This window comes from Alcaligenes sp. Me129 (assembly GCF_050487245.1).
GTDB classification, from domain to species: Bacteria; Pseudomonadota; Gammaproteobacteria; order Burkholderiales; family Burkholderiaceae_B; genus Alcaligenes; species Alcaligenes phenolicus.
The window spans coordinates 202,669-217,464 of record NZ_JBKQGX010000002.1 but is presented as its reverse complement, the minus strand read 5'-3'; the positions used below and the strand labels follow the sequence as shown (position 1 = coordinate 217,464).

The following is a 14,796-nucleotide window of genomic DNA, read 5'->3' as shown; positions in this document are numbered from 1 at the left end:
CCCGAACCGGCAAAAATTTGGAGACACACATCATGCAAGCGTGGTTTATGTCAGGGCTGGCCCCCTTGCAACACAGTGCGCCGCGCTTTGAATCGCGCTGCCCGGACCAGACACGCAGCGAGACGGCCGGTTTTTTAACCGAGCACCGCTTGACCTGGAATGACGGCCCGGTCGATGCTTCCCTGCGCTATGCCAGCAGCCACAGCTTTTCCTTTGTCTTGCTGAAATATGGCGCGGCGGTGCAGGTGTCGCCGGGGATTCTGGAGGATTTCCTGCTGTTTCAGGTGCCTATACAGGGACGCTCCTGTATTCGGGTTGGTCGGGAGTATGTCCAGGCCAACCCTAAAATCGCCAGCGTGATCTCCCCTTCCCTGCAGGTTGAACTGGATTGGGAACAGGGCTGTGAACAGTTTTTAGTGAAGATTCCGCGCCACCGGCTGGAAGAAGTGGCCCGTCAGACCTTGGGCTTGAGCCTGGATCGGCCCATTGAATTTGCCGCTGGCATGTCTCTGGATTCGCCGCACGGCTGCGCCTGGCAGCACCAGATTGGCAGCTTGCTGGCGTACGGTGGGCATTTGCCGCCCGAAATGGACCAGTGGTCGCGTCAGGCCGAGGACAATCTTTTGCTGCATCTGTTTCATACCCAGCCGGGTAACTACAGCCAGCAATTGCAGCAAAGCGTGCGCCCGGCCAGTTCGCGCCGGGTACAAAGAGCCGAGGATTTCATGCGGGCCAGCCTGGACGAGGCCCTGACGCTGGAGCAGATTGCCACCGCGGCCTGTGCCAGTGTGCGCAGCCTGACGCTGGCATTTCGTACGGAGCGGGGGCTGAGCCCCATGCAGTTCTTGAAACAGATTCGTCTGGAAGCGGCCCAGCAAGCCATTCGTCATGCCGTGCCGGGTACCCAGGTCAGCGAGATTGCCTTGCGCTGCGGCTTCAACCATTTCGGCCGCTTCTGTGCAGACTACAAGTCCCGCTTCGGGCGTTCACCCTCGCAGGACTTGCGTATCGTGGATTAGTCCTTCAAGGCTTTGCCAGGAACCCACACACGGCCATCAAACAGGCGACGCGCCGTACGATAGAAAGAACCGGCCTTGGCAAACCACTGGCCGTCTTTCTTTTCCACTTCCGCGCCCACTGTCAGCACACCGGAAGGCATGCCCAGACGCAGTGGACCTTGAGGGGCAACCGAGTCGGACAGACATTGCGAAGGCAGGCTGCCCGTCAAACGAGCAGCCACAGCGGTGCACAGCGAGATCGTCAAGGGCAAGGCGCGGTGCGGCTGGCCATTGGAAATCACGCGGGCAACCAGATCAATCTCTTTGGCAGGAACCACGTCGCCAGACAAGGTCGGGTTGTCCTGAGCCGGCGACACGATGCAAACAAAGGGCACGATGCGAATCTGACGTGCGGCTTCCACATCGGGAGCAATGCCCATGCGTACCGACGCCTGCACACGAATTGCGTCCAGACGCTCCAGCACTTCGGGGTGCGCTTCCAGCCAGTCGGGCAATTCCAGACCGGTCAGGCCTACATCAGCAGCGCGTACAAAAACGGCTGCGTTGGCCGCGTCCACCAGCGACACCTCGATACGGCCTACGCCAGGCACATCCAGCCACTCGGTCAATTCACCGCTAGGCAGCAAGGAACCAGTAGAGGCACCGCCCGGTTCCACAAAGTCCAGACGGATAGGCGAACCCGTGCCGCCGACGCCAGGGATCGACAAATCGCCGTCATAACGGGGCTGACCATCTTCAACCGTGAGGTGGGCGTGAATGATCTTGTTGGTGTTGGTATTCAGAATGCGTACACACGCTTCGCCATCCTCAACCTTGACCATGCCCTGCTCTACTGCGTAAGGGCCGACGGCCGAGCTCATATTGCCGCAGTTGCCACGGTAATCCACCTTCTCTTCCTTGATGGCTACTTGCGCAAAGGTATAGTCCACGTCCGCGTCCGGATGGCTGGACGGGCCGATAATACAAACCTTGGACAAGGAAGAAACACCACCGCCCATGCCGTCCAGTTGGCGACCATAAGGGTCCGGCGTACCCATGGCAGCGGAAAACAGAGGCGTCCAGTCGTCGCGCTCGGCAGGCAGGTCTGCAATATTGAGCATCAAGGCTTTGCTGGTGCCACCACGCATGAACACGGCGGGAAGGGATTTTTGCTTCATCACGTTATTCCTGGTTCTTGGCTTGCGCCATTAAAGAAAATTGCGCCGTCTCCTCCATGGGTTCGGCGTGAGAGACCATCGATTCACTAACAGCGCCGGGCAGGCCGCTGCGTTGCTGCTGCTGCCGCTCCAGCTGCTGTACTTTCTCTTCACTGGCATTGCCCAGATGGCGGGCCAGCAGGGCGGAGGCCTGAGCGCGTTCGCCCTTTTCCAGCAAATCCAGAATTGCCAGATGCTCCAGGCATTGGCGACGAATACGTTCCCGATCCAGGGTTTCCTGATATTCCAGCAAGCGCCGCAACTGGTTCTGGCGTGTCACGGTCTGGGCGATAAAGCGGTTACCGGACAAGGAGGCCAAGGCTTCATGGAAGGTGGCATTGGCCTGATACATTTCCGCGTGTCCGGCATGACGCCAGCCCCCGTCGGCCAAGGCCTGCTGCTGCAAACGCACCCGACGCAAGACAGTGGAGTCAATGGCGAAGCCCGGCAGCAGCATGGCCGCTGGTTCCAGCATCTGGCGCAAGGTATAGCTTTCTTCGCAAGCCTGAGGGCCGTCAATCATGGGCAGGAAAGACCAGCCTTTGCTGGCGCGCTGTTCCATCCAGCCTTCATTGGCAGCACGAGCCAGAATGCGGCGCACACGCTCGCGCGTCAGGCCGTATCGACGCATGGCGTCGTTTTCTGACAAGGTGTCACCCCAAATGCCCGAGAGCTTGTCGCGGGCCAGTTGCAAGTAGATCTGGTCGTCCTGGCTGGTGCCCAACTCTTCTTCGATCACACCAAGCTGGTCGGCTCCTTTCAACAGATACAGGCCGCGCCGGGGCGGCTGCGCGCCCACAATGCCTTTTTCCGCCAGATAGGCCAAGGCGCCCCGTATGGGCGAGCGCGACGCACCCAGCGCCTCGGCCAGCGATTGTTCCGTCAAATGATGCCCGGCCTGCAAATGCCCTGCCCGCACGTAGTCCAGCAGGCGATGTGCCAAGGTGACATGCAAAGAATTGGATTGGCTTTTCATGCCGACATTCCTAAAAATCGAAGCGATCCCGGATCGTTTTATTGTATTATATACAAACAAAATACAATTTAATTGTTTTATCAAGGCTCCAGACGCATAATTTTATTGATTATTCTTGCTCAGGTTGGCCCCGCTTTCCTGGCTTCTTATTACGGATGAATCGTTTGCCATGTCTCAGTCTCTTGCCCTAGAAACGCTGTCCCTGAACGGACGTTCCGTACGTTACGTTCCTATCGCCGACATCCCCGGTATTGAAAAGCTGCCGTACTCGCTGCGCGTTCTGCTGGAAAACCTCTGTCGTCAAAAGGCCGTGCGTCACGCCGACGTGGATCAGGAAATTGACTCCCTGCTCCAGCGCAAGGTGGGCGACGGCATCACCTTCTACCCTGCCCGCGTCTTTGGTCAGGACATTCTGGGTTTGGTGATGCTGCTGGACATGGCCGCCTTGCGCGAAGGCGTACAAGCAGCCGGTGGTGACGCCAGCCGCGTGCGCCCTCAAGTCCCTATCGACGTGATTATTGACCACTCCCTCCAAGTGGACAGCTGGGCCAACCCCAAGGCAGCCGACATCAACCTGGCACGTGAATACCAACGTAACGGCGAGCGCTTTGCCTTCCTGCGCTGGTGTTCCAGCAACTTTGACGGCGTGAAAGTGGTGCCACCTGGCAAAGGCATCATGCACCAATTGCACATCGAGCATATTGGTCAGGTTGTATGGACCGAAGAAGGCAAGGACGTGGATCTGGTCTACCCCGACAGCTGTGTCGGGACCGACAGCCACACGCCTATGGTTAACGGCCTGGGCATTCTGGGCTGGGGTGTCGGAGGTATTGAAGCCGAAGCCGTGATGGTAGGCCTGCCCGTCGCCATCGCCCTGCCTGCCGTGGTGGGTATCGAGCTGACTGGCAAGCTCAATGACGGCGTGCTGCCTACCGACCTGGTTCTGGTCATTACGCAAAAACTGCGCGAACTGGGCGTGGTGGGCAAGTTTGTCGAATTTTTTGGCCCCAGCGTGGACGAGCTCTCCCTGGGCGACCGTGGCATGATCGCCAATATGGCACCAGAGTACGGCGCAACCGCGGTGTTCTTCCCCATCGACGACGCTGCCCTGCACTACATGCACATGACAGGCCGTCCACAAGAACAGATTGATCTGGTCGAGCAATACAGCAAGGTTCAAAAACTGTGGCGCGACCCGGCCGCTCCCGCTCCTGTTTACGACACCGTGTTGAAACTGGACCTGAGCAGCATCAAGCCTAGCCTGGCTGGCCCCAGCAATCCTGAAGATCACCTGGATCTGGACACCGCTGCCCAGTCCTTCCCCGCTCATCACCAGAAAATTGCTGGCCGTCCTTACGACCCGCAACGTACCGTACCCGTGGAAGGCGAGGACTTTGTGCTGAATGATGGCGATGTGGTCATTGCCGCCATTACTTCCTGTACCAATACCGCTAACCCCGCCAATATGATGGCCGCCGGTCTGCTGGCCCGTAACGCCGTGGCTCGTGGTTTGCGCAGCAAGCCCTGGGTCAAGACCTCGCTGGTGCCCGGTAGCCAAGTAACAGCTGACGTGCTGGAGCGCGCTCAACTGCAAGACGACCTGGACGTACTGGGCTTTAATATTGCCGGCTTTGGTTGCACCACGTGTAACGGCGGCTCGGGCCCACTGCCTGCCAATATCGTCAACGCGATTGAATCCGAAAAGCTGATTGCCACCGCCGTACTGTCGGGTAACCGTAACTTTGAAGGCCGTATCCACGCCAACGTGCGCGCTGCTTACCTGGCATCGCCCGCCCTGGTTGTGGCCTACGCCCTGGCCGGTAACCTGAATGTAGACCTGACCCGCGACCCGCTGGGCAAGGATGAGGACGGCAAAGACGTCTACCTGAGCGACATCTGGCCCAAATCTGCCGAAGTGCAAGAAGCCATCCACGGCGCTTACGACCGCGACCTGTTCATCGAACGCTATGCCGAGCTGTACGACGGTGGCGAACCCTGGGATGCCCTGGCCCGCGAAAGCAATGGTGGCCACTACCCATGGGAAGCCGACAGCACCTACATCCGCAAACCGCCTTACTTTGACGGCCTGCAGCGCGAACCGGCTCCCGTGGCCAACCTGCGCGGCATGCGTCCGCTGGCGATTCTGGGTGACTCCATCACCACCGACCACATCTCGCCATCGGGTTCGATCAGCCTGGGTACGCCTGCTGCTGACTTCCTGCTGTCCAAGGGTGTGGAGCAAAAAGACTTCAACAACTACACCACGCGCCGTGCCAACCACGAAGTGGTCAAGCGTGCGACCTTCGCCAACATCCGTCTGCGCAACAAGATTGTTCCCGGCGTGGAAGGCGGCGTCACCAAGGTGATGCCGGAAGGCGAAGTGATGCGTATTTTTGAAGCGGCCCAGACCTATCAGGAACGTCAGGTTCCCTTGCTGGTGATTGCTGGCAAGAACTACGGTTGCGGTTCTTCCCGCGACTCCGCCGCAAAAGGCCCTGCTCTGCTGGGCGTGAAGGCGGTGGTTGCCGAAGGTTTCGAGCGTATCCACCGCACCAACCTGGTCGGTATGGGTGTGCTGCCCTTGCAGTTCCAGGACGGCACCAATGCCGATACCCTGGGCCTGGACGGCACCGAAACCTTTGATGTGAAGGGCCTGGAAGAAAACCTGGGGGTACGCTCGCAGGCCGAGCTGATCATCCATCGCCTGGATGGCAGCACCCAGTCCGTGCCGGTGATTGTGCGTCTGGATACGGTCGAGGACATGGAGTACTGGCGTCATGGCGGTATCCTGCCACGCGTCTGGCGCAAATACCTGGAAAACTAAGCCTTTACAGGCTTAGCTTGTCCAGTTAGCGGTATCAAACGCCAGGGGTCACACCCTGGCGTTCTTGTTTAACCAGCCGCAACCAATGCTCGATGCGCAGCAAGGCATGATTCGCACTTTGCTGGCGGATTTCATCCCGCGTGCCATCGAAAACAATCGTTTCCGTATAGACGACCAAAGGATCAAATTTATCCTGTGGCTTGAACAGCCAGGCAAAACATTGCGTGCCGGCCGGAATCTGCGGCTCCGCAATATCGTCAGCCACCCCCGTATTGGCAATGATCAAATTGGCCGGGGTCAATTCTGCGGCTCCTTTGGCCATGGCCCGCGCCACTGCCTCACTGCACAGATTGTTTTCCGCCAGCACCCGCTGATCGACGCCCAGGCAGCGATACTTGGCCTGCGGAGAATACGTCACAAAAGCACAGTCCAGTACAGCTGCCGCCCCCGCTTGGTCAGCCAGCGTGGACGCAATCAACCCTGCCGTGCAGGATTCTGCGGTTGCCAGCGTCAGCTGGGCCTCGGTCATGGTTTTGACCAAGCGTGCAAGATCTACATCGTTCATGGCATACCCTCCTTATTGCTGAAACAAGGACGGTTTATTCAACCATAAAGTAAAAAAGCAGGAAACCAGCCCCTGCTTTCTGCTCACCATCTGGAACATGCGCTTACGCTGCCCCGCCCAGGCACTTGATCAATCCCCGAACAGGCTGGACATATCCGTTGCTTCCAGCCCCAGATTGCTGGCCAGCGCGTCAAAACAACGCAAGGCCGCTTCTATATCTGCGTCCGCAATCCCTTCAAACAGGGGAGCACGGGATTGGCGCAGCAATTCCAGCAGGCGTTCGTGAAAGTCCCGCCCTTTTTCAGTCAGACACAACAGGCGAGCGCGCTTGTCCTGCTCGTCGGGCACACGCTCCAGCAAACCGCCAGACTCCAACTGGTCGATCAGGCGCACCAGGGTGGGGCCTTCCAGACGCATCATGCGTGCTAACTGCCCTTGCCGTATGGGTTCCCCCAACTGGGCCAGATAGCGAATCGGCAGGATGGTGGCCTCGGACACGCCATAACGCACCAGCGTCTGATCCAGTTCACGACGATACAGGCGCGCCAGCACAATCATGGACAGGCCAAATCGTTCATAAAGTTGGTGATTCATCAGGAAGTCTCCACAGCGCGCGGCGTAGCATCAGGCGGGTAAGCATAAACCAGAACCGCTTGCGCCCCCTGCAAGGACTGCGCCACATCCATGATCGCCTGCCTCAATACCGTGTCGGTACAGGATTGGCTGATACGCAGCAATTGCTGGGCCAACTCCACGGGCTGATGCTCAAACCCTTCCAGCAACTCACAGACCAGCTCCACACAGGCTTGCTGCTCCGGTCCGCGTTTGGCCAGCCGCTTCAGCGCGACCACGCCATGGCCCAGGTTGATCAAGGACAGCAAACCATGGGGGGTCTGCTCGCCCATCCAGTGCCAGAGACGCACCCATTGACGCACTACCCGCGCACGCCAGACCCGGAACAGGCGCGGGCGCGAACGCTTGATCAACGGATACAGTTCGCGCACCACACGTCTGACCAAGGCTTGGCCACGAGGATGAGTCCGGCGAGGCAAAAGGAAGAAAGCACTGCACACGACCGCAGAGCCCGCCAGCAAAGGCAAGGACTCCTTCAAGATGATGGGCCAAGTAACCGCCGCCATCCCGGCCTGACTGGCCAGCTGGAAACACATATTCGCGTCCAATGCCCAGGTCGACGTAGGACGGTTGGCACGTAACAAACCGCCGACCACCAAAAAAGGAAGCACGGACAGAATGACCTGCCAGTCCGCAACCAGGTGTACCTGGACGAAATAGCGATAAAAGCTGGCTACCAGCACGCCCACGGCAATCCCGGTAAACATGGTTCGGCTCATCAATTGCGGACGCGGCATGGAGCCCAAAATAATGGAGAACGTACACACCCCAATCGCCATCAACTCCAGCGCGGGGCTGGCCAAAGCGTAAGCGATGCCACCTGCAGTGAAAGCGGCCAGGCCACTGACCAGGCCTGTGCGGATTGCCAAGGGCCAATCCACCGAAACAGCAGGCGTCGTCAGAAAACGGTGCCGTCTGGGCTGCACCCGTTCAGCGAACAACCCCTGCTCCGCCCTTTGTATTTGACCCATTGCACGGCGCAAGCGCGCCAGACTGATCTGCCCCTCGTGCCGCAAGGCTGTCTTGCCCAGCACCCGCAAACTCAGACCGTCCTGCAAGCGTTGTGCCTGTTCCTGCAAGTCGCGTGCGTAATCCGCGGCAGGCGAGAGGCCCTGCTCCCTTTGCTGGACAATCAGCGCACTGGCGGCCAAAAGCTCAATCACGGCGTACAGAAACGCATCCACATAAGGCAGGCGTCGATAAGCATCCAGAGAGCCGGCCGCCAGAATACGGGCTTGGGCATCCAGATCCACAATCTCCTGGCGAACACGGCTCCACGAGCTTTGATCCGGCTGCTGATAAGACGGCCCCAAAGCATGAGCAGCGATGCGCAAGGCATCCGCCGCCAGGACACGTACGCGCTCGTAATACGTTTTGCGCTGACTGCGCGGCGTTGTCCGCGAGCACAGCAAGGTAGTGACCACGACCCCGATCAGCGTGCACTCCACTCGCGACAAGGCCAAATCCAGTGACGCCTCCGGAGCCAGCACCGAGGGCAAGACCACCACGCCAATCGTGATCCCCGCCAGCATGGGCAAGTAAGAAAAAGCGCCCCGAAACACATGGGTCAAGGCCGAGGCCACCCCCACCACCAGGGCCATCCCCAGCAATTGCAGATAAGGATTGGGCAAGTGCAGGAACGCCAATCCCAAACCGGCCCCCACCAACGTTCCCAAAATCCGCCACAAAGCCCGCTCGTACACCAGCCCCCGATACGCTTGCGACAGCACCCACACCGGCATGGCAGCCCAAAACGGGTTATCAACGGAAAGCAAAACAGCGATGGTGAACGACAGCCACGCTGCCAAGGCCAAATTCAGGCCATGCAGGAGCGCAGGTCGATCCAGCTGGATCCAGGAAAATGAGGGAAACATAAAAGACAGGAGACAGAACAAAGGCTAAAGCATGATTATATAGATAGCTTACCTACCTATTCAATTACAGCTAGCTGAATATCGTGTTTATGGCAGCTCCGGCCCTGCCCGCCATACACAAGCCTCAAGGCGGAACACGCTGTTTCATGCTGCACCGCAACAGCCTCCCTGGTTTCCATCACGCCTTTCAAAGCTAAACAATTTGCGCCCTGCCCCGCCCTTTTTCAGCCACTCCGTGGTTGTTTGTTAGTTTTCATAAACTATCGCCATCCAGGCATGGTCAAACCGTACGGGAGCGTTCTATGATGTTGGCAGCCTGACCGGCAGGTACCCGAAATCCTGCCCGTCACCCCGTTTTCTTGGCAGGAGTCTTTATGCAAAAGTGGCTGACACGCTACACCGCCTTCTACATCATCATTGGCCTGACCGCCTTTTTCTTGCTGCTTTCCTTGTTCAGAAGCGCAAGCTGGCTATGGCTGGCGATACCAGGGCTGGCCCTGTGCATTCAGGGCTTGGTGGACATCACTCAAACTCGTCACGCCATTCGTCGCAACTACCCGGTTATCGGCAATCTGCGCTTTATCTTTGAAGCCATACGCCCTGAGATTCGCCAGTACTTTCTGGAAGGCGATGAGCAGCAACTGCCTTTTTCGCGGGCGGACCGCTCCCTGGTGTACCAGCGCGCCAAACAGCAGGTCGACAAGCAGCCTTTTGGTACTCACCAGGAGGTCTACAACAATGGGTACGAGTGGATCAACCACTCCATGACGCCCAAGCACATCAAGGACTCACAGTTCCGTATCACGGTGGGTGGGCCGGACTGTACCCAGCCTTATTCGCTGTCGGTGCTGAATATTTCGGCCATGAGTTTTGGGGCGCTGTCGGCCAATGCCATCCTGGCCCTGAACAAGGGTGCCAAGATGGGCAATTTTGCGCATGACACGGGCGAAGGCGGCATCAGCACCTATCACCTGCGTCATGGCGGTGATCTGATCTGGAATATTGGCTCGGGCTACTTTGGTTGCCGCGATGAACAAGGCAACTTTTCTCCCGAACGCTTTGCCGAACGAGCCACTCAGGATCACATCAAGATGATTGAAATCAAGCTGTCGCAAGGGGCCAAACCTGGCCACGGCGGCATCTTGCCCGGCACCAAGGTCTCGCCTGAAATTGCCCTGGCACGCGGTGTGCCGGAAGGCGTGGACTGTAACTCGCCCCCCAGCCACAGCGCCTTCCATTCTCCCGTAGAGCTGCTGGAATTCGTGGCCAAGCTGCGTACCTTGTCCGGTGGCAAGCCCGTGGGCTTCAAACTCTGTATTGGACATGCCTGGGAATGGTTTGCCATTGCCAAAGCCATGCTGAAAACAGGTATCACACCGGACTTTATTGTGGTCGATGGTGCGGAAGGCGGTACCGGTGCCTCCCCCGTGGAGTTCATTGACCACGTCGGCACCCCCTTGCGCGAGGCTCTGCGCCTGGTTCATAACACGCTGGTGGGTATCGGTTTGCGCGAACAAATCCGCCTGGGTGCCTCGGGCAAGATCATCAGCGCCTTTGATATGGCCCGCATCATGGCCCTGGGCGCTGACTGGTGCAATAGCGCGCGTGGTTTCATGTTTGCGGTGGGTTGCATTCAGGCCCAGGCCTGTCATACCGACAAGTGCCCCACTGGCGTGGCGACACAAGATCCGCAGCGTCAAAAAGCCCTGGTGGTTGATGACAAATCCCTGCGCGTGGCCAGCTTCCATGGCAATACGCTCAAAGCCCTGGCTGAACTGTTGGGTGCGGCGGGCCTGGAACATCCGGACCAGCTACGTCCTCACCATATTGCCCGCCGTATCAGCAACGGCGAAGTGCGCGTGATGTCGGCTCTGTTCCCGGATCTGAAAAAAGGCGAACTCTTGCGCGGCCACTATCGTCAAACGATTTTCCGTGTGGGCTGGCCTATGGCCAACCCCGACTCCTTTGAACCGGCCTATAGCCTGAGCAAAGCCTTGTCGTACTTGAATGATGAAGCTGATCCTGAAGAAATCATGAAAAAACAGGACGCAGCTGATAGCGCAGGCCAAGCCCTGGCCTGACGCGGCATGCGGCAGTCTCCCTAGCGGGACTGCCGCACCGTCCCTACCCCTGCATCCATTTCCCCATAGATTTCAACGCCGGAAGGTCGACTCCAGCTGCTGTCTGCAGAGCGATCCGGTGTTGAACACGCCGCCAGCCCCAGCACCATGACCAAGGCGCTCAGCACCCCATAAATCTGTCGCATATCAAGCTCCTTGATGATAGGCGTCTACTGTGCCACAGAATCTGGGCAAACTGATTTCCATCTGTACTAGAATGCTCTGATCATGATCAGGCACTGCGCATTCCCCACCTCAGGTACTCGCAGCCGGTTTTTACTGGTGCTGGCAATCTGCGCCCTGCTTTTGCGTGGTCTGATCCCCAACGGCTACATGCCCAGCGCCGACCCTGCCAATGCAGCCGCGCTCAGCCTGTGCGTTCAGGGCGACCCTTTCCTGGCGCAATGGAGCAGCCAGCTACCTGGTGGCCCAAAGCACGACGAGCAACATAGCCTGCATGCGGCCTGTCTGTTCGCCCAGGCCCAGGCGCAAAAAGCCCTGAATGATGATCCCAGCCCTGCCTGGAATCTGACACCTACACCACGACATACCTGGGACACTGCCCAACAGGCGGCGGCTCCCGTTCTGCCCCTGACGGGCCCGCCCCTGAGTGCGCGCGGTCCCCCCTCCACGCTCGTTTCCTGACCAGCCTCGGCTGCCCGGCGCAGCCACCTTATGTTGTCAATTAGCGGGATATTTCTATGAACGCCTCCTTCTCACGCCGCCAGCTCCTGCTTGCCATGCTGGCGACTCCTCTGGTCCTGAGCGCCTGCGGCGACAAGGCCCCCAAGCAGCCCGCCTTTCGTAATCTGGAAGGTGTAGACATGAGCAGTGCCGACTTTGCCAAGGATTTCAGCTTGCTGGATACCGAAGGCCAACGTCGCACCATGGCCGACTATCGCGGCAAGATCGTGCTGATCTTCTTTGGTTTTACCCAATGCCCCGACGTCTGCCCGACAGCCCTGACTCGTGCCGTCGACATCAAGGAACAGTTGGGCGAGGATGGCGACAAGCTGCAAGTCTTGTTTATCTCCATTGACCCGGAGCGCGACACGCCCGAACTGCTGCAAGCCTACATGCAGGCTTTCGACCCCAGTTTCGTGGCCCTGCGCCCCACCGAGGAAGAGCTGGCCAAAACCGCCAGCGACTTCAAAGTCTTCTATCAAAAGGTTCCTACCGGCTCCAGCTACACCATGGACCACAGCGCCTTGACCTATGTGTATGACACACAAGGCAAGTTGCAGATCGCCCTGCGTCATACGCAAACGGCTGAAGAAGCCGTGGCTGATATCCGCCAGGTACTGGCTCTGAGCAAGTGAACCCCAACAGGATTACCAACATGAAACGTACTATTGCTCGCTCTCTTTTTTCCCTGGCCGCCTTGCTGAGCCTGCCCACCCTGGCCCAGGCCGAAGTCACCGTTACCGATCCCTGGGTTCGCGCCACGGTTCCCGGCCAGCAAGCCACCGGCGCCTTCATGGTGCTGCAATCTACCGAGAACGCCCAATTGCTGGGCGCCAGCAGCAGCTTGAGCAAGCAGGTGGAGGTCCACGAAATGGCGATGGAAAACGAAGTCATGCGCATGCGCCAGGTTGAAAAACTCGACCTGCCCGCTGGCAAGGCTGTGGAACTGAAACCCGGCGGCTACCACATCATGCTGCTGGGTCTGGACAAACAGGTTGAGGCGGGCAGTTCCGTGGATCTCACCCTGGAAATCCAGAATGCCGCCGGTCAAAAGGAAGAGCTGAAAATCAGCGCTCCGGTCCGTGCCTTGAACACCAAGGCTGGCCAGGGTCACCAGGGCGCACACGGCCACTAAGGCCCTGTTCCCACCCCTTCAAACTGCCTGTTTTACCGGTTTGAAGGGCTTTGTTTCAGACTTCCGGGTTTTCCATAATTGGCTGGTTTTGATTAGCTAACGTACATTGAAACCACTGACATAGTGTCAGTAAGCTGTCTGAAACACAGCTTTCCCAAACTGTCATCATGACAGTTCACCGCCGCCAGAGCGGCCCATAGGCCCTACCGCAACGGTAGGGCCTTCGTGTTTCTGCAGCAGGCTCTTTGCATATCACTAGGCCCTTGCCCGGGTCTGGAGTAAAGTTAAGACCGTAGCGTCGGTTTAACCTTGCAAGGAGTACATAGATGGCTCTAAGTCCACATGACAACAATCGCTCTGAGTTGCTACGTCAACTGCCCTTGAAACCAGGATGGTTTATTGGTCTGGGCATCGCCCTGATTATTCTGGGTCTGATCGCCTTGATCTACGTGGTTGGCGCCACGGTTGCCAGCGTGGTGTACGTCGGCATCCTGATGACCATAGGCGGCGTGCTGCATCTGGCTCATGCATGGAGTTCCAAAGGCTGGCGCGGCTTTCTGTTCTGGAGCTTGAGCGGCATTTTGTACTTGTTCGCCGGTTTGATCGCCATCAGCAACCCCTTGGTAGGTGCCACCGTCCTGACCCTGATTTTTGGCGCCTTCCTGATTGCTTCCGGCGCATTCCGACTCTGGATCTGGTTTCAGAACCGGGCCCAGGCAGGTGGCGGCTGGATGGCCTTTTCCGGCCTGATTACACTGGCAGCCGGTTTGATCATTGCCGCAGGCTGGCCCGGCAATAGCGTATGGATTCTGGGCCTGATACTGGGTATTGATTTGCTGACCCAAGGTTGGGCCAGCTTGTTGATTGGTATGGCAATCAAGCGCAATCAGAACTAAACCAGCGGCCAGGATCAAACCCCTGCGTCGGGATTGATCTCCGCTGACTTAATCACTGCAAATCACTCCGAAAAAATGCCCGACCAGAAGCAGATTCTGGTCGGGCATTTTGCTATCTTGATCTCCCGCCCTGGACTGTAGGCCTGCCACCAGGCTGCCAAGCCTGCAACTAAAGCGGTACAGAGCAAACCCTACAATCGACTATCGGACTTCCAGCGCCGGCAGAGCGGCATCCCGTCCCCGCAGCCAGGGCTGACGCGTATGGGCCAGCATCTGCGCATCACCGGGGCTATCACCATAGGCCATATCCAGCTCCACGGGTTTATCGCCCAGCCACGCCTGCAAGCGATTCACCTTCTCCTGCCCCCAGCAATTGGCGCTGGCCATGCCCACACAACCTTGTTGATCATCAAAGGCCAACTCTGTCGCTAGCACCTGAGCCATTCCCTGTGCTTGCGCCCAGGGCTGTAAATAAATGGACGGCGAGGCACTGACCAGCACCACCGTATCTCCCCGCTCTCGATGGGCACGGACTCGTTCCATCATTTCCGGGCGGACAATCTGCGGCACATAGTCCCGCACATAGGTGTCGGCTAAAGCCTGAACCTGCTCCCGGCTCAAACCACCCAAGGCACTGCGTAGAAAACGATGCTTGATCGCCTGACGACGCTGCGGACCGCGATCCCAGACCAGGACGCGTGGCACGCAAGCTAAATAGGCACGAATACAGACCGGCCAGCCTCGCATGCGACGTATGAAGTCCTGCAAGCTGTCCCGGTCTGTAATCGTGCCATCAAAATCAAATGCGACCAGCACAGGTACCCCTTTGGTTTTCAGAAAAAGGGCTAGTGTAAAGGGGAACACCAGCCCTTCC

14 protein-coding genes are annotated in these 14,796 nt (G+C 58.3%); 7 read left to right on the top strand and 7 right to left on the bottom strand.

Annotation, left to right across the window (positions count from 1 at the left end; translation table 11 throughout):
• Positions 1-32: 32 nt before the first annotated feature.
• On the top strand, positions 33-1,019 hold the full coding sequence (locus tag ACLPGZ_RS03020) for an AraC-like ligand-binding domain-containing protein (RefSeq protein WP_009460948.1): 987 nt from the start codon (positions 33-35) through the stop codon (positions 1,017-1,019).
• Here ACLPGZ_RS03020 and ACLPGZ_RS03015 read toward each other — a convergent pair.
• Positions 1,016-2,176, bottom strand: coding sequence for a 2-methylaconitate cis-trans isomerase PrpF family protein (locus tag ACLPGZ_RS03015; protein ID WP_239055362.1), 1,161 nt, complete (start codon positions 2,174-2,176; stop codon positions 1,016-1,018). The two genes, ACLPGZ_RS03020 and ACLPGZ_RS03015, sit on opposite strands and share 4 nt — an antisense overlap.
• Positions 2,177-2,180: 4 nt before the next feature.
• Positions 2,181-3,191, bottom strand: coding sequence for a GntR family transcriptional regulator (locus ACLPGZ_RS03010; RefSeq protein WP_239055361.1), 1,011 nt, complete (start codon positions 3,189-3,191; stop codon positions 2,181-2,183).
• A gap of 169 nt (positions 3,192-3,360) precedes the next feature.
• Between ACLPGZ_RS03010 and acnA the strand changes: the two genes are divergently transcribed.
• On the top strand, positions 3,361-6,015 hold the full coding sequence (gene acnA, locus ACLPGZ_RS03005) for an aconitate hydratase AcnA (RefSeq protein WP_239055360.1): 2,655 nt from the start codon (positions 3,361-3,363) through the stop codon (positions 6,013-6,015).
• A 34-nt stretch (positions 6,016-6,049) separates the two neighbouring features.
• On the opposite strand, the gene ACLPGZ_RS03000 is transcribed toward acnA, so the two are convergent.
• The 3 genes from ACLPGZ_RS03000 to ACLPGZ_RS02990 form a co-directional block, all read right to left on the bottom strand.
• The gene (locus ACLPGZ_RS03000; protein WP_009460955.1) at positions 6,050-6,580 is read right to left on the bottom strand and encodes a CinA family protein; all 531 of its coding nucleotides are present in this window, start codon (positions 6,578-6,580) and stop codon (positions 6,050-6,052) included.
• 129 nt (positions 6,581-6,709) lie between these two features.
• Positions 6,710-7,174, bottom strand: a complete 465-nt coding sequence (locus ACLPGZ_RS02995; RefSeq protein ID WP_009460957.1) for a MarR family winged helix-turn-helix transcriptional regulator — start codon at positions 7,172-7,174, stop codon at positions 6,710-6,712.
• Positions 7,174-9,087, bottom strand: coding sequence for an FUSC family protein (locus ACLPGZ_RS02990; protein ID WP_239055359.1), 1,914 nt, complete (start codon positions 9,085-9,087; stop codon positions 7,174-7,176). Before ACLPGZ_RS02990 ends, ACLPGZ_RS02995 begins: the two co-directional genes overlap by 1 nt.
• A gap of 374 nt (positions 9,088-9,461) precedes the next feature.
• Between ACLPGZ_RS02990 and ACLPGZ_RS02985 the strand changes: the two genes are divergently transcribed.
• Complete coding sequence (locus ACLPGZ_RS02985; RefSeq protein ID WP_035268337.1) at positions 9,462-11,168, top strand: FMN-binding glutamate synthase family protein; 1,707 nt, start codon at positions 9,462-9,464, stop codon at positions 11,166-11,168.
• Positions 11,169-11,188: 20 nt separating this feature from the next.
• Here the strand turns inward: ACLPGZ_RS02985 and ACLPGZ_RS02980 are convergent, their stop codons facing one another.
• Positions 11,189-11,353 (bottom strand): hypothetical protein, encoded by a 165-nt coding sequence (locus ACLPGZ_RS02980; protein ID WP_157664272.1) that lies wholly within the window; start codon positions 11,351-11,353, stop codon positions 11,189-11,191.
• Between the two features lie 82 nt (positions 11,354-11,435).
• On the opposite strand from ACLPGZ_RS02980, the gene ACLPGZ_RS02975 reads away from it, so the two are divergent.
• The 4 genes from ACLPGZ_RS02975 (at position 11,436) to ACLPGZ_RS02960 (ending at position 13,922) form a co-directional block, all read left to right on the top strand.
• On the top strand, positions 11,436-11,852 hold the full coding sequence (locus ACLPGZ_RS02975) for a hypothetical protein (protein WP_035268339.1): 417 nt from the start codon (positions 11,436-11,438) through the stop codon (positions 11,850-11,852).
• A gap of 56 nt (positions 11,853-11,908) precedes the next feature.
• A complete protein-coding gene (locus ACLPGZ_RS02970) occupies positions 11,909-12,526 on the top strand; it encodes an SCO family protein (protein WP_026484718.1) in 618 nt (205 codons plus the stop codon).
• A gap of 20 nt (positions 12,527-12,546) precedes the next feature.
• A complete protein-coding gene (locus ACLPGZ_RS02965) occupies positions 12,547-13,026 on the top strand; it encodes a copper chaperone PCu(A)C (RefSeq protein WP_321216851.1) in 480 nt (159 codons plus the stop codon).
• A gap of 326 nt (positions 13,027-13,352) precedes the next feature.
• Positions 13,353-13,922, top strand: a complete 570-nt coding sequence (locus tag ACLPGZ_RS02960; protein ID WP_009460967.1) for an HdeD family acid-resistance protein — start codon at positions 13,353-13,355, stop codon at positions 13,920-13,922.
• 201 nt (positions 13,923-14,123) lie between these two features.
• On the opposite strand, the gene ACLPGZ_RS02955 is transcribed toward ACLPGZ_RS02960, so the two are convergent.
• On the bottom strand, positions 14,124-14,738 hold the full coding sequence (locus ACLPGZ_RS02955) for an HAD-IB family hydrolase (protein WP_035268864.1): 615 nt from the start codon (positions 14,736-14,738) through the stop codon (positions 14,124-14,126).
• Positions 14,739-14,796: the final 58 nt, after the last annotated feature.